17 protein-coding genes and 2 tRNA genes are annotated in these 19,784 nt (G+C 70.8%); 9 read left to right on the forward strand and 10 right to left on the reverse strand.

The features are described 5' to 3' along the window. Window positions 1-6 precede the first annotated feature (6 nt). From EOE66_RS00250 to folE, 3 genes are read right to left on the reverse strand one after another with little or no spacing between them, the layout of a single operon-like run. Window positions 7-951, reverse strand: a complete 945-nt coding sequence (locus EOE66_RS00250; RefSeq protein ID WP_128226699.1) for an extracellular catalytic domain type 1 short-chain-length polyhydroxyalkanoate depolymerase — start codon at window positions 949-951, stop codon at window positions 7-9. Further along, window positions 948-1,373 (reverse strand): BLUF domain-containing protein, encoded by a 426-nt coding sequence (locus EOE66_RS00255; protein WP_128226700.1) that lies wholly within the window; start codon window positions 1,371-1,373, stop codon window positions 948-950. Before EOE66_RS00255 ends, EOE66_RS00250 begins: the two co-directional genes overlap by 4 nt. Before the next feature lie 52 nt (window positions 1,374-1,425). Next, the gene (gene folE / locus EOE66_RS00260) at window positions 1,426-2,169 is read right to left on the reverse strand and encodes a GTP cyclohydrolase I (RefSeq protein WP_128226701.1); all 744 of its coding nucleotides are present in this window, start codon (window positions 2,167-2,169) and stop codon (window positions 1,426-1,428) included. A gap of 148 nt (window positions 2,170-2,317) precedes the next feature. Here folE and rsmB point away from each other — a divergent pair, with 148 nt between their 5' ends. The 6 genes from rsmB (at window position 2,318) to EOE66_RS00290 (ending at window position 7,561) form a co-directional block, all read left to right on the forward strand. After that, a complete protein-coding gene (rsmB, locus tag EOE66_RS00265; RefSeq protein WP_128226702.1) occupies window positions 2,318-3,733 on the forward strand; it encodes a 16S rRNA (cytosine(967)-C(5))-methyltransferase RsmB in 1,416 nt (471 codons plus the stop codon). 18 nt (window positions 3,734-3,751) lie between these two features. Continuing rightward, entirely contained in the window at window positions 3,752-4,354 is a 603-nt protein-coding gene (locus EOE66_RS00270) for a DUF4390 domain-containing protein (protein ID WP_128226703.1), read from the forward strand. Further along, a complete protein-coding gene (locus EOE66_RS00275; protein WP_128226704.1) occupies window positions 4,351-6,642 on the forward strand; it encodes an ATP-binding protein in 2,292 nt (763 codons plus the stop codon). Before EOE66_RS00270 ends, EOE66_RS00275 begins: the two co-directional genes overlap by 4 nt. Before the next feature lie 8 nt (window positions 6,643-6,650). Beyond that, window positions 6,651-7,352: a response regulator gene (locus EOE66_RS00280; RefSeq protein ID WP_128226705.1), complete on the forward strand. Its 702-nt coding sequence runs from the start codon at window positions 6,651-6,653 to the stop codon at window positions 7,350-7,352. 49 nt (window positions 7,353-7,401) lie between these two features. Next, window positions 7,402-7,477 (forward strand) — tRNA-Phe (locus tag EOE66_RS00285). 8 nt (window positions 7,478-7,485) lie between these two features. Beyond that, window positions 7,486-7,561: transfer RNA gene (locus EOE66_RS00290), tRNA-Gly, on the forward strand. Between the two features lie 66 nt (window positions 7,562-7,627). Here the strand turns inward: EOE66_RS00290 and EOE66_RS00295 are convergent. The 4 genes from EOE66_RS00295 to EOE66_RS00310 all read right to left on the reverse strand — a co-directional run bounded on the left by EOE66_RS00295 (window position 7,628) and on the right by EOE66_RS00310 (window position 13,823). Continuing rightward, window positions 7,628-9,484, reverse strand: a complete 1,857-nt coding sequence (locus EOE66_RS00295) for a methyl-accepting chemotaxis protein (protein ID WP_128226706.1) — start codon at window positions 9,482-9,484, stop codon at window positions 7,628-7,630. Window positions 9,485-9,621: 137 nt separating this feature from the next. Then, window positions 9,622-10,602 carry a potassium channel beta subunit family protein gene (locus tag EOE66_RS00300; protein WP_128226707.1) on the reverse strand — a complete coding sequence of 327 codons (981 nt, stop codon included), beginning with the start codon at window positions 10,600-10,602 and terminating at the stop codon, window positions 9,622-9,624. A 48-nt stretch (window positions 10,603-10,650) separates the two neighbouring features. Further along, the gene (locus tag EOE66_RS00305) at window positions 10,651-12,249 is read right to left on the reverse strand and encodes an FAD-dependent oxidoreductase (RefSeq protein ID WP_245478843.1); all 1,599 of its coding nucleotides are present in this window, start codon (window positions 12,247-12,249) and stop codon (window positions 10,651-10,653) included. Continuing rightward, entirely contained in the window at window positions 12,246-13,823 is a 1,578-nt protein-coding gene (locus EOE66_RS00310; protein ID WP_128226708.1) for a polyamine aminopropyltransferase, read from the reverse strand. Before EOE66_RS00310 ends, EOE66_RS00305 begins: the two co-directional genes overlap by 4 nt. 129 nt (window positions 13,824-13,952) lie before the next feature. Here EOE66_RS00310 and EOE66_RS00315 point away from each other — a divergent pair, with 129 nt between their 5' ends. From EOE66_RS00315 to EOE66_RS00325, 3 genes are all read left to right on the forward strand, one after another. Further along, entirely contained in the window at window positions 13,953-15,518 is a 1,566-nt protein-coding gene (locus tag EOE66_RS00315; protein ID WP_128226709.1) for a methyl-accepting chemotaxis protein, read from the forward strand. Between the two features lie 63 nt (window positions 15,519-15,581). After that, on the forward strand, window positions 15,582-15,935 hold the full coding sequence (locus EOE66_RS00320) for an energy transducer TonB (RefSeq protein WP_128226710.1): 354 nt from the start codon (window positions 15,582-15,584) through the stop codon (window positions 15,933-15,935). Between the two features lie 92 nt (window positions 15,936-16,027). After that, window positions 16,028-16,711, forward strand: coding sequence for a histidine phosphatase family protein (locus EOE66_RS00325; RefSeq protein WP_128226711.1), 684 nt, complete (start codon window positions 16,028-16,030; stop codon window positions 16,709-16,711). Window positions 16,712-16,824: 113 nt separating this feature from the next. Here EOE66_RS00325 and EOE66_RS00335 read toward each other — a convergent pair whose 3' ends face one another. Genes EOE66_RS00335 through EOE66_RS00345 form a run of 3 tightly spaced genes read right to left on the reverse strand, consistent with a single transcriptional unit; the run spans window position 16,825 to window position 19,736 of the window. Beyond that, window positions 16,825-17,049 carry a DUF350 domain-containing protein gene (locus tag EOE66_RS00335; protein WP_128226712.1) on the reverse strand — a complete coding sequence of 75 codons (225 nt, stop codon included), beginning with the start codon at window positions 17,047-17,049 and terminating at the stop codon, window positions 16,825-16,827. A gap of 40 nt (window positions 17,050-17,089) precedes the next feature. Then, window positions 17,090-18,676 carry a DUF4178 domain-containing protein gene (locus EOE66_RS00340; RefSeq protein WP_128226713.1) on the reverse strand — a complete coding sequence of 529 codons (1,587 nt, stop codon included), beginning with the start codon at window positions 18,674-18,676 and terminating at the stop codon, window positions 17,090-17,092. Between the two features lies 1 nt (window position 18,677). After that, window positions 18,678-19,736 carry an SPFH domain-containing protein gene (locus tag EOE66_RS00345; protein ID WP_128226714.1) on the reverse strand — a complete coding sequence of 353 codons (1,059 nt, stop codon included), beginning with the start codon at window positions 19,734-19,736 and terminating at the stop codon, window positions 18,678-18,680. Window positions 19,737-19,784 lie beyond the last annotated feature (48 nt).

Here is a 19,784-nt window from a genome sequence, read left to right on the forward strand (position 1 = left end):
CCAAGTTCAGGGCAACCGCCCGAAGAACTCGGCCATCGTCGCGTTGGCGTCGAGCGCCTGCGTGGCGCCCGGTTTGCCGCGCCGCACCTTCTCGGCCCCGGGCCAGCTGTGGCCGCCGGTGTCCACCGTGCACAGCTGCAGTTGCGCGCCGCCCGCACAGCCAGCGTACGCCTCACACCGCGCACCCGGCCGTTCGAGCACGGGCTTCGGCGGTGCCGGGCACTGCAGGCGCTGCGCCCAGCGCGACATCGTCACCGGCACCGAGACGAAGTCCATCACCTGGCTGCGGTCGCGGAAGGCGTCGGCCCCGGCACCGCCGCCGTAGAGCACGTGGGTGTCGTCCAGCGCGTGGATGTGCAGCACCGACACCGGCCGCGAGGGCTGGCAGTTCGGCGCCGCCTCGGTGCCGGCCACGGCGGCCACGGCGCGGAAGACGTCGGCCGCCTCGCAGGCCAGGCGGTGGGCCATCATGCCGCCGTTGGACATGCCGGTGGCAAAGACGCGCGCCGGGTCGATGCGCACGCGGGCCTGCACGTCGGCCACCACGGCGCGCAGGAAGCCGACGTCGTCGACGTTCTGGTCGCGCGCCTGGCCGCAGCAGCCGCCGGCGTTCCAGGTGGCCAGTCGGCCGCGTGGGAAACGGCTGCTGCCGTTGGGGAAGGCCAGCACGTAACCCGCGCTCGCGGCCAGGCGCTGCAAGCCGTAGCGCTCGTCATCGGCCATGAACTCGGCATGGCCACCACCGCCATGCAAGGCCAGCAACAGCGGCGCGGGGCGCGTGCGGTCCAGGTTGGCGGGCACGTGCAGCAGGTAGCGGCGCTGCTGGCCGCCGTGCTGCAGGGTCACGGCCTGCAGGCCGTCATCGGCCAACGCGGGTGCCGCGGGCAGCCAGGCCCCCACCAGGCCGGCCAGCAAGCCCGCCAGGGCCAGCAGCCAGCCCGCCACCTTCATGGCTGGCCGACGATGCTGGCCGTGGCCATCAGCTCTTCGAACAGCGCCATCGAGACATGGCCCGAGACGGCGAAGGGGTCGAGCGTCGGCTTCTCGCTGTACTTCAGCAGCAGCGCCGGGTTCAACCGGCTCATGTTCACCTGGCCCATGCTCCAGCCGGCAAAGCGGCGCTCGCCGATCTCTTCGTAGCACAGCAGCGTCACGTCGCTGTGGCGCGGGTCGGTGGCGATGCGGTTGTAGAGCTGGTTCACCGCGGCGCGGCCGCCTTCGAGCACCTGCAGGAAGATGCCTTCGCTGAAGCACAGCACGCCCGTGATGCCTGTGCCCGGGTTGTTGACCTTGCTCTTGCGCAGGATGGCGACCAGCGCCTCCTGGTCGACGGCCGGCACGGCGCGGCTGGCATACATGAGACGGACGAGCATGGGGAAATCCTCGGTGGCAGCCCGGCGGCAGCGCCGCGCGGGCGGGGGGCTGTCAGTTCGACTTGCGCGGCAGCAGCGAGAGGAACTCGCGGCGCAGGTTGGCGTCTTTCAGGAAGGCGCCACGCATCACGCTGTTGACCATGGCGCTCTCGTTGTCCTTCACGCCGCGCCAGTGCATGCAGAAGTGGTCGGCCTCCATCACGATGGCCAGGCCGTCGGGGCGCACGCGCTCCTGCAGCTCGTTGGCGAGCATCGTCACGGCCTCTTCCTGGATCTGCGGCCGGCTCATGATCCAGTCGGCGATGCGCGCGTACTTGCTCAGGCCGATCAGGTTGCTGTGCTCGTTGGGCAGGATGCCGATCCACACCTTGCCGAAGATCGGGCACATGTGGTGGCTGCAGGCGCTGCGCACGGTGATGGGACCCACGATCATCAGCTCGTTCAGGCGCTCGACGTTCGGAAACTCCGTGACGCTGGGCATGGGCACGTAGCGGCCGCGGAACACCTCTTCGAGGTACATCTTGGCCACGCGCTTGGCCGTCTCGTTGGTGTTGTGGTCGCTGTCGGTGTCTATCACCAGCGCCTGCAACACCTCTTGCAGCTTGGCCGCCACCTCGGCCTTCAGCTCGGCGAGCTCGCCCTCGCGCACGAAGGCAGAGATGTTGTCGTTGGCGTGGTAGCGCCGCTCGGCCTGCACGAGGCGGTAGCGGATGCGTTCGCTGGCCGGCAGGGCGGCGAGTTCTTCTTCGCTGCGGAAGATGCGGTTGGCGGCGGCCGGGGCAACGGTACGGGGCATGGGTGGGGTGGGGAGCGCGCGACAGGCCGCTGCGTAGCCAAGGAAGTGACGATTGTGCGCCGCCACGCCCGCTCGCGCTGTGCTTTCACCGCATCACCCCAGCCGCGCCTCGCAGCGGGGCGAGGCAGCGGCCGGCTAGACTGCCCCGATGCTGCCGGCCGCCCAACCCACCCCGCCCGCTGGCGGTGCCTCGCCCCCGCTGGGCCGCCTGCTCGAACACACCGCCGACGCGGTGCAGGCGGTGCGCGGCGGGCAGTCGCTCACCGACGTGCTGGCGCGCTGCCCGCCCGACCTGCGACCGGGCGTGCAGGCGCTGAGCTTCCACACCCTGCGCTGGCTGGGCAGCGCCACCGAAGCGCGCGCGCTGCTGGCGCCCAAGCTGCCCCCACCGGCGGTGGACGCGCTGCTCGTCACCGCGCTGGCGCTGCTGTGGCCCACCGGCGCGGGTCAAGACCCGCCGCCCTACGCCGAGCACACCCTGGTGGACCAGGCCGTCAGCGCTGCGCGCGTGCGCACGCCGGCAGCGGCCAGCTTCATCAACGCCGTGCTGCGGCGCTTCCTGCGCGAGCGCGACAGCCTCGTGCCCGCCGCGCAACGCAGCGCCCTGGGGGCCTACAACCACCCGCTGTGGTGGGTGGAACGGGTCAAGCGCGACTGGCCGCAGCACTGGCAAGCCCTGCTGGCCGGCGCCAATCGCCGCCCGCCGATGACGCTGCGTGTCAACGCGCGCCGTGGCACCGGCGAAGCGTACGTGCACGGCCTGGCCGCGCTGGGCCGCGCCGCCACGCTGGCCGAAGACCCACCCGGCACGCGCCTGGGTGCCGGCCAGACGGTGGTGCTGGCCCAGCCCTGCCCGGTTCATCAGCTGCCCGGTTTTGCCGAAGGCGAGGTCAGCGTGCAGGACGCCGCCGCCCAGCGCGCCGCCGCGCTGCTGCTGCAGCCCGCCGAAGGCGACACCGGCGCGCCCTGGCAGCGCCCGCGCGCCCGCGTGCTGGACGCCTGCGCCGCCCCTGGCGGCAAGACGGCCCACCTGCTGGAGCTGGCCGATCTCGACCTGCTGGCCCTGGACAGCGACCCGCTGCGCCTGGCCCGCGTGCAGGACAACCTGAACCGCCTGCGGCTGCAGGCCGAGCTGAAGGCCGGGGATGGCCGCTTTCCCAAGGGCTGGTGGGACGGCCGGCCCTTCGACGCCATCCTGCTGGACGCACCCTGCACGGCCAGCGGCATCGTGCGCCGCCACCCCGACGTGCGCTGGCTGCGCCGGCAGGACGACATCCAGGCGCTGGCGCGCATCCAGGCCGAGCTGCTGGATGCCCTGTGGCCTCTGCTGGTCCCGGGCGGGCGCTTGCTTTACGCCACCTGCTCCATCTTTCCGGCCGAGGGCCGGCAGCAGATCGACGCGTTTTTGCAACGCCTGCCCCCAGGGGCGGCGGTGCTGGAGCCGCAGGCGCCCGGCCATCTGTTGCCGCTGCCCGACAATGCCTCAGGGGCGATCGCCAACCGCCCCGCGGCCTTGCAGGACGGTTTCTTCTACGCCCTGCTGCGCAAGTCCTCCGGCCCCTGACGAAGCCCCTACCCGCCCATGCCCCCGCTGCCGGACCGCCCCGCCCCCCTGCAGCCGTGGCTGCCGGGCTGGCTGTTGGGTTGCTGCCTGGCCCTGTGGCTCTTGCTGGCCGGCAGCGCTGCCCAGGCCCAGGGCGTGGAACTGGCCGGCCTGCAGGTGCAGCGCCAGGACGGTGCCCTGAGCCTGGACTTCAACGCCCGCGTGAACCTGCCGCGCTCGGTGGAAGAAGCGCTGCAGCGCGGCGTGCCCATCTATTTCGTGGCGCAGGCACAGCTGCTGCGCAACCGCTGGTACTGGCGCGATGAGCGCGTGGCGCGTGTCACGCGTTCCTGGCGCCTGGCCTACCAGCCGCTCACCAACTCGTGGCGCGTGGGCCTCATCGGCGGCCTGAACCAGACCTTCCCGACACTGGCCGAGGCGCTGGCGCTGGCCTCGCGCAGCAGCGACTGGAAGCTCGCCGAGCTGAAGGAGCTGGACGCGGACAAGACCTACTACCTGCAGTTCAGCTACCGGCTCGACACCTCGCAGCTGCCAGGCCCGATGCAGTTCGGGCTGGGCGGCCAGGGCGACTGGGCCGTGGGCGTGAACAGCACCCTCAAGGTCGAGCTGGGCAGCCCGTGAGCAACTCGGCCCGCTGGGCCTGGATCATCGCCATCGTCGCCGCCACCGGCACGGCGCTGGTGCTGGCCTTCGTCATCAGCTTCAGCAGCCAGGGCGGCGGCTTCTACGAACGCCACTTCGTCTGGCTGTTCTGGGTGAACGTGGCCGTGGCCGCGCTGCTGACGCTGGTGATCGGCGTGGTGGCGCTGCGGCTGGCGGTGCGCGTGCGGCGCGGCAAGTTCGGCAGCCGGCTGCTCATCAAGCTGGCCGGCATCTTCGCGCTGGTGGGCCTGCTGCCGGGCCTGGTGATCTACACCGTGAGCTACCAGTTCGCCAGCCGCAGCATCGCGGCCTGGTTCGACGTGAAGGTGGCCGGCGCGCTGGACGCCGGCCTGGCCCTGGGCAAGGGCACGCTCGACACGCTGACGGCCGACCTCATCGGCAAGGCCCAGGTCGGCGCCGACCGCCTGGCCGACACCGGCCTGGCGATGGCGCCACTGGCACTGGAGCGGCTGCGCGAGCAGATCGGCGCCAGCGAGGCCGCGCTCGTGGGGCCGCAGGGCCAGGTGCTCTTCACCGCTGGCGGCAGCGCCAGCGCGGGCCCGCCCGAACGCGCCAGCGCCAACCTGATGCGCCAGGTGCGCGACACCGGCTCGGCCGCGCAAGTGGAGGGCCTGGACGACGAAGCCCTGGCGCCGGGCAACCCCGGCCCGCGCGTGCGCGCGCTGGCCCGCGTGCCACGCACCGGCACGGCGCTGGCGCGCAGCGAAGAGCGCTACCTCATGCTGCTGCAGCCCATGCCGCGGGCGCTGGCGGCCAATGCGCTGGCGGTGCAGGCGGCCTACAGCGAGTACCAGCAGCGTTTCCTGGCGCGCGACGCGCTGCGCCGCATGTACGTGGGCACGCTGACGCTGGCGCTCATCCTGGCCGTGTTCGCGGCGGTGCTGCTGGCCATCGTGCTGGGCAACCAGTTGGCCAAGCCGCTGCTGCTCTTGGCCGATGGCGTGCGCGAGGTCGCGGCCGGCGACCTGCGGGCCAAGCCCGTCTTTCCCAGCGGCGACGAACTCGGCGGCCTCACGCGCAGCTTCGCGGCCATGACCTCGCAGGTGGCCGAGGCGCGCGCGCAGGTGCAGCGAGGGGTGCAGCAGCTCGAAGGCGCGCGCACGCGGCTGCAGACCATCCTCGACACCCTGACCGCTGGCGTCATCGTGTTCGACCGCGAGGGCCGCATCGACACCGTGAACCCGGGCGCCACGCGCATCCTGCAGCGTCCGCTGGCCAGCTGGCGCGGCCGCCGCCTGAGCGAGCTGCCCGACCTGAAAGACTTCTCGCAGGGCGTGGAGCAGCGCTTCGAACTGCTGGCCACCAGCCCCGAGGCCGGCGAACGCGACCAGTGGCAAGAGAGCTTCGACCTGCAGCGCGGCGACGGCACCACACTGACCTTGCTGGTGCGCGGCGCCAGTCTTCCCGGCGACATGCGCCTGATGGTCTTCGACGACATCACCGAGGTGGTGAGCGCGCAGCGCAGCGCCGCCTGGGCCGAGGTGGCGCGGCGCCTGGCGCACGAGATCAAGAACCCGCTCACGCCCATCCAGCTCAGCGCCGAGCGGCTGCAGCACCGCCTGGGTGCCAAGCTCGAAGGGGCCGACCAGGCGCTGCTGGCGCGCAGCGTCAACACCATCGTCAACCAGGTGCAGGCGATGCAGACCCTGGTCAACGAGTTCCGCGACTATGCCCGCCTGCCGGCCGCACAGATGAAGCCGCTGGACCTGGGCGCGCTGGCGGCCGAGGTGATGGGCCTGTACGGCCAGGCGCTGGACAACGGCCTGCTGCGCCCGCGTGTGGAACCCGGGCTGCCGGCCATCCGCGGCGACGCGACGCAGTTGCGCCAGGTCATCCACAACCTCGTGCAGAACGGCCTGGACGCCGTGGCCGACCGCCCCGATGGGCAGGTGGAGCTGCTCGTCTCGGGCGCGCGCGGCGAGCAGGGCGGGCTGCGGGCGGTGCGCCTGACCGTCATCGACAACGGCCCGGGTTTCGCCGACAAGGTGCTCAAGCGTGCCTTCGAGCCCTACGTCACCACCAAGGCCAAAGGCACGGGCCTGGGGCTGGCGGTGGTGAAGAAAATCGCCGACGAACACGGCGCCCGGCTGCGCGTGGCCAACCTGCACCGGGGCGACGATCCCGAGGGACCCGTCACCGGAGCCCGCGTTTCGCTATCATTTTCCAACTTCGCCGCAACGCCGGGCGGGCCTGACGAGGCCGCCGATGCCGGCGCCGCACCGGCCCCTGGCAGCGTGACGCACTAGTAGAACGCATGGCAACTATCCTGGTAGTCGACGACGAGTTGGGCATCCGTGCCCTGCTGTCCGAGATCCTGACCGACGAAGGTCACACGGTCGAGCTGGCCGAAAACGCCGCGCAGGCCCGCCATGTGCGCGAGATGCTGCGGCCCGACCTCGTGCTGCTCGACATCTGGATGCCCGACGTGGACGGCGTGACGCTGCTCAAGGAATGGGGCGCCAGCGGGCAGCTGAGCATGCCGGTCATCATGATGAGCGGCCACGGCACCATCGACACCGCGGTGGAAGCCACCAAGTACGGCGCCAGCGCCTTCCTCGAAAAGCCCATCACGCTGCAGAAGCTGCTGCGCGCCGTGGAGCAGGCTCTGGTGAAGCCGGCGCAGCGCCTGGCCGCCGCGCTGCAAGGCGGGCTGCGCACCGAGCTGGGGGCAGCGCCAGGCGGCGACCCCCAGGCAGCGCCACTGCACCCGATGGCCCACACGATGCTGCCCCCGGCGCACGAGGGCCCGCGGTCTGAGCAGGTGTTCGACCTCGACCGCCCGCTGCGCGAAGCGCGCGACGCCTTCGAGAAGAGCTACTTCGAGTTCCACCTCGCGCAGGAAGGCGGCAGCATGACGCGCGTGGCCGAAAAGACCGGCCTGGAACGGACGCACCTCTACCGCAAGCTCAAGCAATTGGGCGTGGACCTCTCACGCAACAAGCGCGGCGCCAGCTGAAGCCTGCCGGCGGGCGCGGGAACTTGGGCTATACTGCTGGGCTCTGCACGGCCTGGTAGCTCAGTTGGTAGAGCAGCGGATTGAAAATCCGCGTGTCGGTGGTTCGATTCCGCCCCAGGCCACCAGAACCCCTGCGGGATTAGCTCAGTTGGTAGAGCGATACCTTGCCAAGGTATAGGTCGAGAGTTCGAGCCTCTTATCCCGCTCCAGATGCAAGAAGGCCCACCGTTCGCGGTGGGCCTTTTTTCATGGTGCCGGCCGGAGGCCTGCTGCCGTCAGAAGGTGGTCCAGTCGTCGTCGGAGCCCGCGGCGGGCGCGGCCTCACGCGTCACCGGGGCGGCTGGCGGCCGGGGTGCAGGGGCCGCAGGGGCCGGCCTGGCCGCTTGAGGCCGCGGCGCGGCGCGCGCCGGGGCCTTCGGGGCCGCAGCCCGCTGCACCACTGCCTTGGCCACGGCACCGGGGCTGGCCACAGGGGCTGCCGACACGGCGGCAGCTGCGGGGGCGGGCGCAGAAGCCGGCGCCGCTGCTCGCTGCTCCTTGCGCAGGGCCACGGCATCGCCTTCGGCGATCGAGCTCTCGCCGGCACGCAGGCGGAACAGGCGCAGCGTGTGGTTCACGGTCTGCACCTGGCCGTTCAGCGCCTGCGCGGCCGCGGCCAGCTCTTCCACCATGGCCGCGTTCTGCTGCGTGATGCCGTCCATGTGCGTGACGGCCTCGTTGACCTGGCTCACGCCCTGCTGCTGCTCTTGCGCAGCGGAGCTCACCTCGCCCAGCAAGGTGCTGACCTGGCCCACGCTCTGCAGCACTTCCTGCATGCGCTGCTGCGCCAGTTGCGTCTGGCGGTTGCCCGCGTCCACACGTTCGGTGCTGGCGGTGATGAGCTGCTTGATCTCGCGCGCTGCCTCGGCGGTGCGCTGCGCCAGGCCGCGCACCTCGCTGGCCACCACGGCAAAGCCGCGGCCGGCCTCGCCTGCACGGGCCGCTTCCACCGCGGCGTTCAGCGCCAGGATGTTGGTCTGGAAAGCCACGCCTTCGATGACGTGGATGATCTCGCCGATGCGCTTGGACGATTCGGAGATCGCCTCCATCGACTGCACCACACCCATCACGGCCTCGTGGCTGTGGTGGGCCACGCTCGAAGCCTCCTCGGACAGGCGTGCGCCCTGGCTGGCCGAGGCTGCGCTCTGCTTGACGGTGCCGTTGATCTGCTCCATCGACGCCGCCGTTTCCTCCAGGCTGCTGGCCTGGGCTTCGGTGCGCGATGACAGGTCCTGGTTGCCGGCGGCGATCTCGGCCACCGCGGTGCGCAGGTTCTCGGCCTCGGTGCGCACGTCGCCGATGACGGTGCACAGGTTCACCGACAGCTGGGCCAGCGCCCCCTGCAGTTCACCGGGCAGGCCAGGCGCGTCGACGTTCACTTCGTGCGTGAGGTCACCGGCGGCCAGCTGGCGCGCATCGGACAGCACGGCTTGCAGCGGCGCCTCCACCACGCGGCGCTGCAAGGCCTGCACCGCGAGTGCCAGCGCCAAGGCGGCCGGCACCCACACCACCGCGGCGGTGGCGCTGGCCAGCGCTGCACCGCCCAGCACGGCGCCCACGGCCAGTGCGCCGTGCACGCCCACGCGCTGCACCGCGGTGCCCACGGCCTGCAGGGCGCGGCCCACGGCATCGCGGCGCACCACGGCGCCGCGATGCAGGCCGGTGCGCAGTCGGCCTTGCGCGGCTTCTTCGCGCATGCGGGCATACAGCTGCTCGGCTGCGGCCACGCGGTCGGCCGAGACGGCACGCCTCACCGAGAGATAGCCCACCGTCTGCCCATCACGCTGCATGGGTGTGGCGTTGGCATGCACCCAGTAGTGATCGCCGTTCTTGCGCCGGTTCTTCACCAGCGCCGACCACTGCCGGCCCGATTCGATGGTCTCCCACATGTCGCGGAAGGCTTCCTCGGGCATGTCGGGGTGCCGCACCATGTTGTGGGGTTGCCCCAGCAGCTCTTCCCGCGTGAACCCGCTCACCGCCACGAAGGGCCCGTTGCAGTAGACGATGCGCCCTTTCAGATCGGTGACCGAGACCAGGGTCTGCTCGATCGGGAAGCTGTACTCACGCTGGGTGACGGGCAGGTTGCTGCGCATGGAAAGTGTCCTTCTGGCTCTTGCTCCTGCGGTTTACGGCCGGCCCGCCGCACACTTGAGTCCCATTTATCCTCGACAAAAGCTCGACATTCCAAGGCTGCGACATCCTGTGCGCGCCCCGCGCCCTGCACAGCGTGTCAGCCCGCCAGCGGCGCGGTCAGCGCATCGATGCGGGCGAGCACGTCCGGGTCCAGCTTGTCCAGGACGGTCATCGCGCCCAGGTTGGCCTGCAGCTGAGCCACGCTGGAGGCCCCGGTGATCACGGTGCTGACGCGCGGGTTCTTCGCCACCCAGGCGATGGCCAGCTGCGCCAGGGTGCCCCCCAGCTCGGCGGCGATCGGCTCCAGCGCGGCCACGGCGGCGTTCTTCTTCGCATCCAGCAAGCCGTCGCGCAGGAACGCCATGTTCTCCAGCGCGCCGCGGCTGCCTTCGGGGATGCCGTTGCGGTACTTGCCGGTGAGCAGGCCGCTGGCCAGCGGGCTCCAGGTGGTGAGGCCCAGACCGGTGGTTTCATACAGGCGGGCGTACTCCTTCTCCACGCGCTCGCGGTGGAAGAGGTGGTACTGCGGCTGCTCCATCAGCGGCTTGTGCCAGCCGTGGCGGTCGGCGATCTGCCAGGCCGCGGCGATGTCGGCCGCGCTCCACTCGCTGGTGCCCCAGTACAGCGCCTTGCCCTGGTTGATGATGTCGTTCATCGCGCGCACGGTCTCTTCCAGTGGCGTGTGCGGGTCGGGGCGGTGGCAGTAGATCAGGTCGATGAAGTCGAGGCCGAAGCGCTGCAGACTGCCGTCGATGGCCTGCATCAGGTACTTGCGGTTCAGCGTGTCCTTGCGGTTGACGGCATCACCGCTGCGGTCCAGGCCCCAGAAGAACTTGGTGCTGACGATGTAGTTCAGGCGCGGCCAGCCCAGCGCCTTGAGCGCCTCGCCCATGATGGTTTCGCTGCGGCCGCCGGCGTAGACCTCCGCGTTGTCGAAGAAGTTGACGCCGGCATCGAAGGCGGCGGCCATCATCTCGCGCGCCTGGCCCGTGTCGACCTGGTTGTGGTACGTGACCCAGGAGCCGAGAGACAAAGCGCTGACGCGCAGGCCGGAGCGGCCGAGGTGGCGGTATTGCATGGTGTGGGGCGGCCTTGCGTAGAGGCCGTGGCAGAGGACGGAAGCCGCCTAGGCTAGCGCAGCCTCGGCGCCGGCCGAGCAAGCCTCTTCGAACACCGAGCAGCCCGCGAGGTCGGCGTGGGCGAAACGCAGCCGGCCGCGTGCGCTGCGCAGCGCCTGCAGGGCCGCGTGGCGCTGCAAGCCGGGCACGGGGATGGCCATGGCGTGGCCCCAGCGCATGAGGTCGATGCGCTGGACGCGCTGGTCGATGTCGGGGTGGGCCTGCCGCAGTTCGGCCAGCACACGCGCGGCCCAGGGCGAGGGGTCGTCGGCCAGCAGCGCTGCGCGTTCGCTGCGCGGCAGCGCGTGGTAGGCCGTCAGCACGGTGGCGCCGGGCACCGGGCGCAGGCTCTGGTGCATGGCGTCCACATAACCCAGGCCGCGGCCGCCGTAGACCACGTTGTCCCACGAGGGCGGCGCGCCGGGGCGGTCGAAGAGCGGGGCGTCGATCTGCACATTGGCCACCAGCCAGGGCGCGTACTGAAGTTGCGCAGCGGCCTGCGTCAGCGCAGCCGGGGCGTTCTGCACCACGCGCGCGGCGATGAAGAGCGGCAGCGCCAGCACGGCCTGCGGCGCCGTCCAGCGCTCCAGGCGCTGCGCGGCTTCGTCCCAGGCCAGCACCTCCACAGCGTGGCGGCCTTCGGTCACCTGCAGCACCGTGCGCCCGCCGTGCAGGCGATCGCCCAGCGGCGCGGCCAGGCGCTGCGTGAGCCAGGCGTTGCCTTCGGGCCAGGTGAAGACGGCCTCGCGGGCTTCAGCCTCGCTGCCCGGGGCGTGAAAGCCATGGCGGCTGGCGAAGTAGTGCAGGCCGGCCCAGGCGGAGACTTCGTCCAGCGTGGCGCCGTAGTCGTCGCGGCAGCAGTAGCCGAGGTACCAGCGCAGGTGGGCGTCGTCGAAGCCGCGCGCGCCGAGCCAATGCGCAAACGTCTGCGCGTCCAGTTCAGCCTGCAGTGCGCCCCAGGCGCTGCGGTGTGCAGGTTGGGCGAAGGCCGGCTCGCCGCGGCGGCCGGCGCCTTCGCGCTGCACGGCGGCCACCGCGGCGGCAAAGGCCTGCAGCTGCTGCGCCGTGCGCGAGCCGGGCTCCACGGGTGGCAACAGGCCCTCGGCCCAGGCACCTTCGAAGAACACGCGCTCCTGCGGGCTGTGGCAGAGGTGGCGCTCGTCGGCCACGGTGCGGCCGAGCTCTTGTTTCAGCAGGCCGAACTCGTGCAGCAGTTCGCTCACCTCGCGCGCCTGCGGGCCTGGCAGCGGCAGGTAGTGCGCGCCCAGCGGGCAGGCCATGCCCGCCATCTGGTGGCCGCGGCTGTTGCCCCCGGGCTGGTCTTCGAGTTCCAGCACGTGCACCTCTTCGATGCCGCGCTGCCGCAGGCCGCGCGCCGCGGCCAGCCCGGCCACGCCGGCACCCAGCACCAGCGCGCCGGCCCGCCGCTCCACCGCCACGGGCGGCAGCGCGCCGCTGCGGCGCAAGCGGTGGCCGCGGGCGTGGCTGGCGCCCACCCACTGCACGGGCACCGCCCCCGGGGCGGCCGGCGGGCTGCAGCCTGCAGCCAGCACGCCGGCGGCGCCCCAGCCCAGCAAGGTGCGGCGGCGCAGTGCGGGCGGCCTCACTTCACCCGGCCCCACTCTTCTTCGAAGGTGGCCACCAGGGCCTGGTTGCTCAGGCGGTTGGGCTCGGCCGGCACACGCGCCATGTCGGGCGGGAACTGCAAGAGCGCCGGCAGCCCGGCCACGGTGAGGAAACGCAGGCCGGGCGGCAGCTTCTCCGGCGCCTGCCAGGGCCGGCGGCTGGCGATGACGAAGCCCCACTCGCCGAAGCTGGGCACGTGCACGTGCAGCGGCGTGGTCTGCAGCCCCACGGCCTCTATCGTGCTCACCACCGTCCAGTAGCTCTTGCGCGCGAACAGCGGCGATGTGGTCTGCACCACCAGGTAGCCACCGGCGGCCAGGGCCTGGTCGGCGCGCTGGTAGAAGCTGGTGGTGTAGAGCTTGCCGATGCTGAAGTTGGTGGGGTCGGGGAAGTCGACGACGATGACGTCGAAGACCTCGCGGTTGGCCTCCAGCCAGGTGTAGGCGTCGGTGTTCACCACGGTCAGCTTGGGGCTCGCCAAGGCGTCGGCGTTCAGCTGGCGCAGCACCGGGTTGTTGGCGAACAGGCGCGTGATGTGCGGATCGAGCTCCACCAGCGTCACCTGCTCCACGCTGGGGTGCTTGAGCACCTCGCGCACGGCCAGGCCATCGCCACCGCCCAGCACCAGCACCCTGCGCGGTGCGCCGTGCGCGGCCAGCGCGGGGTGCACCAGCACCTCGTGGTAACGGTACTCGTCGCGGCTGTGGAACTGCAGGTTGCCGTTGAGATAGAGGCGCACCCCCGCCGGGCCGGCCGTGACCACCACGCGCTGGTAGTCGCTGCTCTCGCGCACGACGATGTCGCTGCCGTAGAAGCTGTCTTCGGCCCAGGTGGTCAGGCGGTCGGCGCCGGCCATGGCCGCGATCAGCACGGCCACGACGCCGAAACACGCGGCCGCGTGCGCGCCCCAGCGCCGCAGGTCGGCGCGGAAGGCGAAGAGCACCCACACCGCCACCGCCGCGTTCAGCAGCCCGAAGAAGAGCCCCGTGCGCACCAGCCCCAGGTGCGGCACGAAGAGCAGCGGGAAGGCCACCGCCACCATCAGCGCGCCCAGGTAATCGAAGGTGAGCACCTGCGAGACCAGGTCTGAGAGCGCCCAGCGTGGCGCGAAGTGCGCCTTGAGGATGCGCATCACCAGCGGAATCTCCAGCCCGGCCAGGATGCCGATCACGCCCACCAGGCCGTAGAGCATCACGCGGAAGGGCAGCTCGGCGCTGGCCGGCAGGCTGCTGTGCGCGGTGAACAGCAGCGCCGGCATCAGCCCGCCGATGAAGGCCACCAGCAGCTCGATGCGCAGGAACTGCGCCACCAGCTGGTGCCGGATGTACTTGCTGAGCCACGAGCCGATGCCCATGGCAAACAGGTAGCTGCCGATGATGGTGCTGAACTGCAGCACCGAATCGCCCAGCAGGTAGCTGGCCAGCGCGCCGGCCGCGAGTTCATAGACCAGGCCACAGGCGGCGACCACGAAAACCGAAGCCAGCAGGGCCAGTTCGGCCGGGTGGATGCGCGCGTGCGCTGCGGGCGTCTCGGCGGAGGAAGAGGTCGACGACATGCGCCGAGCGTAACGCCCCGCCGACCGTGCAATCCGTCACGACCGCCGGCTCAGAACCCGGGTGCAGGCGCCGATGACACGAACAAGTGCACCGGAAACCGGTGAAGCCGCATTGATTCGAGGGAAGCCGTGTCTCAACTCCTCCAGACCCTGAAGATCGGGCCGCGCCTGGGCGTGGCCTTCGCCATCCTCATCCTGCTGCTGGTGGGCTTGTGCGGCGTGGGCGCGCTCAGCGCGCGCTCGCTCGCGCAAGACCTCGACACCACGGCCCGCGTCGACATCACGCTCGTGCGCGCCGCCAACGCGCTGCAGGAACGCACCCACCTCGTGGCGCGGTCGAGCCGCGAGCTGCTGATCGTGGACAGCGGCGGCCAGATCAAGCGGCTGAAGGCCGCCATCGAAGAGTCGCTCACCGACGGCGAAACCCAGCTGGCCGAGGTGCAGAAGCTTGCCGGCCAGGGCGACAACGCCCGCCTCATCGAAGAGGTGAAGACGCAGAAGGCCGCCTTCACGGCCGCCGTGCGCAAGTTCCTCACCGTCTACGACGCCGGCAACCCCGACGACTCGCGCACCTCGCTGCTCATCGATCTGCGCCCGGTGCAGCAGGCTTACGAGAAATCGGTGGAAGCCCTGGGCGTGGCGCTGAAGGAGCAGGTCGAAGCCCGCGCCGCCGCCGGTGGCGCCGCGGCCCAGCGCAGCGTGTGGCTGATGCTGGTCTTCGGCGCGGTCGGCCTGGTGCTGGCCGTGAGCGCGGCCTGGGTCATCAGCCGCTCGATCACCGTGCCGCTGCAGCACGCGATGGACGCTGCCGAGCGCATCAAGTCGGGCGACCTCTCGCGCCACATCGACTCGGGCGCGCGGGACGAGATCGGCGCACTGCTGCGCGCCATGGGCGGCATGCAGCAGCACCTGCTGGGGGTGATCGAGGACGTACAGCGCTGCGCCCGCGACGTGGCCGCGCACAGCGACGAACTCGCCGGCGGCAACACCGAGCTGTCCACCCGCACCGAGCGCAACGCCGCCAGCCTGCAGCAGACCGCCAGCGCGGTGGAGCAGATCGCCTCCACGGTGCAGGGCAACAGCCAGAAGACCCGCGAGGCCTCGCAGGTGGCCACCAGCGCCCGCGACGCGGTGGTGGAGGGCGGCAAGTCGGTGGAGCAGCTCGTCGAGACCATGACGCGCATCTCCGGCAGCAGCACGCGCATCAAGGACATCATCGCCGTCATCGATGGCATCGCCTTCCAGACCAACATCCTGGCGCTGAACGCCGCGGTGGAAGCGGCGCGGGCCGGTGAGCACGGCCGCGGCTTCGCGGTGGTGGCCACCGAAGTGCGCTCCTTGGCCGGCCGTGCCAGCAGCGCGGCGCGCGAGATCAAGAGCCTCATCGACGACTCGGCCGAGCGCGTGGCCGACGGCACGCGCACCGTGGCCGAGGTGGGCGAGCGCATCGGCGGCATCGTCAAGGCCGTGATGGACGTGCGCCAGCTCGTCGAGGAGGTCAGCCACGCCAGCCACGAGCAGGTGACGGGCATGGCTTCCATCAACGGCAGCGTCGGCGAAGTCGACCAGGCCACGCAGCAGAACGCCGCGCTGGTGGAAGAGATCGCCGCCACCACCGAATCGCTCAAGTCCAACGCCGAACGGCTGGTCAAGGCCGTGGCCTTCTTCCGCCTGCCCGGCGGCGCCGCGGCCTGAAGGCCGGGCGCACTGCCTCTTTTTCTTGTCCCGTTGTCCCTCCACTTCATCCGAGAACGCGCCATGCAAAGCAAGCTCCGCAACCTCACCGCCCGCGTGGGCCTGGCCACGGCCCTGGGCCTCTCGCTGCACCTGGTCAGCCTCCCCGTGGCCGCCCAGAGCGCCCCGAAGGTCGTGAAGAAGACGCCCCTCGACTTCCCGGCGGAGGCCATCCGCAACGGCATCGACAAGGGCGTGGTGCGCGCCAAGCTCACCATCGACGGCGAAGGTGCCGTCACCGACGTGACGGTGGTCGACGTGCAGCCGCCGCAGGCGCGTGTGCTGCGGAAGACGGTCGTCGAAGGCCTGCGCCCCTGGAAATTCGAGGCCGGCAAGGCCGGCAGCTTCGAGATGCAGGTGGTGATGAGCAACGAGTGAGGCGCGCGACCTGGCGCTGGTGTTGGCCCGGACATCGGCGCTGACTCCAGCGCGACAGGGCGACCACCCCTGCCCGGCCCAGAATGCCAGGCATGGGAACGCTCTACCTCGTGCGCCACGGCCAAGCCAGTTTCGGCGCGGCCGATTACGACCAGCTCAGCGAACTCGGCACGCGCCAGTGCCAGGCGCTGGGCCGCTGGTTCGCCGGGCGCGGCATCGCCTTCGAAGGCGTGCTGCGCGGCACGCTCAAGCGCCATGCGCAATCGCTGGCCGGCATCGCCCACGGGCATGCCGAAGGCGGCGGCGCGATGCTGCCTGAGGCGCTGCTGTGGCCGGGCCTCAACGAGTACGACAGCGAAGCGCTGATCCGCACCGTGCACGCCGGGCCGCTGGCCAAGCCCGACAGCCCTGAGGTCTACAAGGCCCACTTCCGACTGCTGCGTGAGGCGCTGTCACGTTGGATGGCCGGCCAGACGCAGCCCCAAGGCATGCCCAGCTGGGCCGATTTCAGCGCCGGCGTGGCTGGCGCGCTGCAGCACGTGCAGCAAACGCACAGCGGCAACGTGCTGCTGGTCAGCAGCGGCGGGCCCATCGCCACCGCCGTGCACCAGGTGCTGGGTACGCCGCCCGAGACCACCATCGAGCTGAACCTGCGCATCCGCAACAGCGCGCTCAGCGAGTTCAGCTTCACGCCCAAGGGGCACCGGCTGCTGAGCTACAACCACTTGCCCCATCTCGACCACCCCGAGCGGCAGGCCTGGGAAACCTACGCGTGAATGTGGACCCCCAAGGCCCTGTCGAGGGCCCTTACGGGTCCCAGGGGCCGTCCGCCAGCGGCCCGGCGAAGCCGGTTCCGCGGCGGGAAGCTTGATCGCCGCTGGGGCCTGTTTCAGCCGTGAACAGCGGCCGAGACGATGAGCCCGATGGCGATGCACATCGCGCCCACCACGATGGCCAGCGCCAGGTTCTTCTTCTCGACGATCTCGGCCCACAGGTCATAGGGCGTGAGCTTGTCGATGATCACGAAGCAAAGCCAGAACACGGCCACGCCCAGCAAGGCGAACAAGGCCGAGCCGAAAAAAGCGCCGGGCTTGAGCCATTCGATACCCATCATGGTGAAGCTCCTCTTGGTTGTCTGAAGGGTCGGCGCGCCGCTACTTGTGGCCGCCTGAACCGCTGGACCAGCCGCCGTAGCTGCCGCCGCTGCTGCGGTAGCCGCTGCCCGAGCCGCGGTTGCGTTCGCACTGCTGGTACTCGGCACTCGCCGCGCCGAAGGTGTTGCGCACCTGGTCGCATTCGTTGTCGCTGCACATCGCCAGCAAGACCACCACGCCCAGCACCAGCACCACCAGCAGCAGCGCCTTGGGCACGCCGGCGGCCTTGAAGCTGGTGGGCGAGACGTCGCGCTGCAGCGCCGCGCGCTGGCCGGCGGCCAGGCCGAAGGCATCGGCCACGGTCTCGGCCTTCAGCACCTGCCCGGCCGACCACGTCACCTCCTGCCGCGTCTTCTCGCGTGACAGGCGCTTGGCCACCGCACGGCCCGTGCCTTCGTAGTCGGTGACACGCGCGCGCTCGTCGCGCTGCACGCGCCAGTAGAACTCGCCCTGCACCCAGGTGACCTTGGCGTCGTAGCTCCACTTCTCCTGGTAGCTGTCGTTCTGCCAGGTGGCCTGCTTGCCGCGCACGGCGGGCGCGCCGGTGATGGGGCGCACCCAGCTCCAGCCTTCGTTGGTGTCGACGAGAAAGGCGAAACCGGCGCCCGCGTTGTAGAGCAGGTACTCGCGCCAGAAGCTCGTTTCTTCATCGTCACCGGGCGCGGGGATGTCGCAGCGCTCGAGGTAGCCCACCACCTGCCAGGGCAAGGGCGGGCCGTCCAGCGCCAGCGTGCCGGTGCGGCCCAGGGGCAGCAGCGGCTCGGCGCCGCCCATGCCGGCGTTGTTCTGCTGGTAGTGCTTCAGCTCGGCGCCCAGGCCCTGGCTGATGTCCACCACCGAGGCGCAGTTCGTGCAGGTCAGGCTCTGCGTGCTGCTGAGCTTCACCTCCAGTGCCGTGCCGCAGTTGGGGCACTCGACGCCACGGCCTTTGAGCGTCTTCTCGCTGCTGTCCTTCAGGCCCTGCATGGCCAGCTCGGCCAGCAGCACGCTGCGGCCGACGCTGAAAGCCGGGCGCGCCGGGTCGCTGCCGTCCAGCGTGGCCACCTCGCCGGCGCCGTTGCGCAGGTCGACGACGGTGAACTCGCCTTCCAGCCGCGGCGGTAAAGGCAGTTCGCCCTGCGCGGCAATGAGGTGGGCGCTCTGCACCGAGGCCACGTCCCAGGCGCGGCCGTCGGCCAGCACGCGCGTGCCGGCCTGCAGGCCGCCGATGCCAGGGGCGTCGGGCGGCAAGGGCTGGTCGAAAGCCAGCACGTAGGCGCCGTTGTCTTCGCTCAGCCACGCACTGCGGCCGTTGTCGAAGAGCGCGTGCCACTCGTTCCAGGTGCCGCCCTCGTAGCCGTACTGCAGGCGGCCGACCAGCGTGAACGCGACACCCTGGCGCGAGCCGCTCGCGCCCAGCTGCAGCGGGCTGTGGTCGTCGAAGAGCTCGGCGCTGACGCCAATGCGGCGCAGCGCCTCGCCATCGCGCACCAGCGTGCTGCGGCAGAAGCTGCAGACAGCGCTGGCCGAGGCCGCCGAAGCGAACTCGACCGGCGCACCGCAGTTCGGACAAGCAGCGCGATAAGCGCGCTGCGGAGACGTGGCCAACTTAGACCAGCTTCTTCAGCAGTTCCGCCTTCTTGGCAGCGAACTCGTCTTCGGTGAGGATGCCCTTGGCCTTCAGGTCAGCCAGCTTCTCCAGCGTGGCCATCACCTCGTCGGGCTTGATGCCAACCGCAGCGGCTGCAACGCCTGCCGCCTGCGCCGCCGCAGCACCACCGCCTTGCAACCCGGCCTGCAGCTGCTGCGCCATCACCTGGCCCAGCGCCACGCCGGCGCCCAGGCCCATGGCGTCGCCCACCACGCCGCTGCCGCCACCACCGCCCGCCGCGCCTTCGGCGAATTTCGGGATGGCCTGCGCCGTCTGGTACTGCATGAACTTGCCCATGTCGTTGCCGACCATGCCCATGCCGATCTTCTGGTCGAGGATCTTCTGCAGTTCCTCGGGCAGGCTCACGTTCTGCACCGTCACGCTCACCAGCGCCAGGCCCAGCTTGGCGAACTCAGGGGCGGTGGCTTCCTGCAACTGCTTGGCGAACTCGATCTGGTTCGAGGCCAGGTCGAGGAAAGGAATGCCGCTCTGCGCCACGGCATCGCTGATGTGCTGCAGCATCAGGCCGCGCAACTGACCGTCCAGCTCTTCGACCGTGTAGCGCGCGCTGGTGCCACTCACCGCGGTGTGGAAGAGCTTGGGGTCCTGGATCGCGTAGGCGTAGTTGCCGAAGGCGCGCAGCCGCACGGCACCGAAGTCCTTGTCGCGGATGGTGACGGGCTGCGTGGTGCCCCAGCGGCGGTCGAGCTGCTGGCGCGTGCTGAAGAAGTAGACGTCGCTCTTGAACGGGCTCTGGAAGAGCTTGTCCCAGTTCTGCAGGTAGGTCAGCACCGGCAGCGTCTGCGTCGTCAGCTTGTACATGCCGGGGCCGAAGACGTCGGCCACCTTGCCCTCGTTGACGAAGACGGCCATCTGGCTCTCGCGTACCGTGAGGCTGCCGCCGTACTGGATCTCGTTGCCCGCCATCGGGTAGCGGAAGGCCAGCGTGCCGTCGCCGCTTTCCGTCCACTCCAGGATGTCGATGAACTGCTTCTTGATGAAATCCATCAGCGCCATGGCCAGCCCCTTTCCTCGGGTGTGCACCCGGAGCGGGTGCGCGGCGAA

This window comes from Rubrivivax rivuli (assembly GCF_004016505.1).
In the GTDB taxonomy this organism is placed as follows: Bacteria; Pseudomonadota; Gammaproteobacteria; order Burkholderiales; family Burkholderiaceae_C; genus Rubrivivax; species Rubrivivax rivuli.

What these genes read in the sequence shown, in the direction of transcription:
- EOE66_RS00250 (WP_128226699.1), bottom strand. Translation starts at nt 951, where the DNA reads ATGAAGGTGGCGGGCTGGCTGCTGGCCCTGGCGGGCTTGCTGGCCGGC.
- EOE66_RS00255 (WP_128226700.1), bottom strand. Translation starts at nt 1,373, where the DNA reads ATGCTCGTCCGTCTCATGTATGCCAGCCGCGCCGTGCCGGCCGTCGAC.
- folE (WP_128226701.1), bottom strand. Translation starts at nt 2,169, where the DNA reads ATGCCCCGTACCGTTGCCCCGGCCGCCGCCAACCGCATCTTCCGCAGC.
- rsmB (WP_128226702.1), top strand. Translation starts at nt 2,318, where the DNA reads ATGCTGCCGGCCGCCCAACCCACCCCGCCCGCTGGCGGTGCCTCGCCC.
- EOE66_RS00270 (WP_128226703.1), top strand. Translation starts at nt 3,752, where the DNA reads ATGCCCCCGCTGCCGGACCGCCCCGCCCCCCTGCAGCCGTGGCTGCCG.
- EOE66_RS00280 (WP_128226705.1), top strand. Translation starts at nt 6,651, where the DNA reads ATGGCAACTATCCTGGTAGTCGACGACGAGTTGGGCATCCGTGCCCTG.
- EOE66_RS00295 (WP_128226706.1), bottom strand. Translation starts at nt 9,484, where the DNA reads ATGCGCAGCAACCTGCCCGTCACCCAGCGTGAGTACAGCTTCCCGATC.
- EOE66_RS00300 (WP_128226707.1), bottom strand. Translation starts at nt 10,602, where the DNA reads ATGCAATACCGCCACCTCGGCCGCTCCGGCCTGCGCGTCAGCGCTTTG.
- EOE66_RS00310 (WP_128226708.1), bottom strand. Translation starts at nt 13,823, where the DNA reads ATGTCGTCGACCTCTTCCTCCGCCGAGACGCCCGCAGCGCACGCGCGC.
- EOE66_RS00320 (WP_128226710.1), top strand. Translation starts at nt 15,582, where the DNA reads ATGCAAAGCAAGCTCCGCAACCTCACCGCCCGCGTGGGCCTGGCCACG.
- EOE66_RS00325 (WP_128226711.1), top strand. Translation starts at nt 16,028, where the DNA reads ATGGGAACGCTCTACCTCGTGCGCCACGGCCAAGCCAGTTTCGGCGCG.
- EOE66_RS00335 (WP_128226712.1), bottom strand. Translation starts at nt 17,049, where the DNA reads ATGATGGGTATCGAATGGCTCAAGCCCGGCGCTTTTTTCGGCTCGGCC.
- EOE66_RS00345 (WP_128226714.1), bottom strand. Translation starts at nt 19,736, where the DNA reads ATGGCGCTGATGGATTTCATCAAGAAGCAGTTCATCGACATCCTGGAG.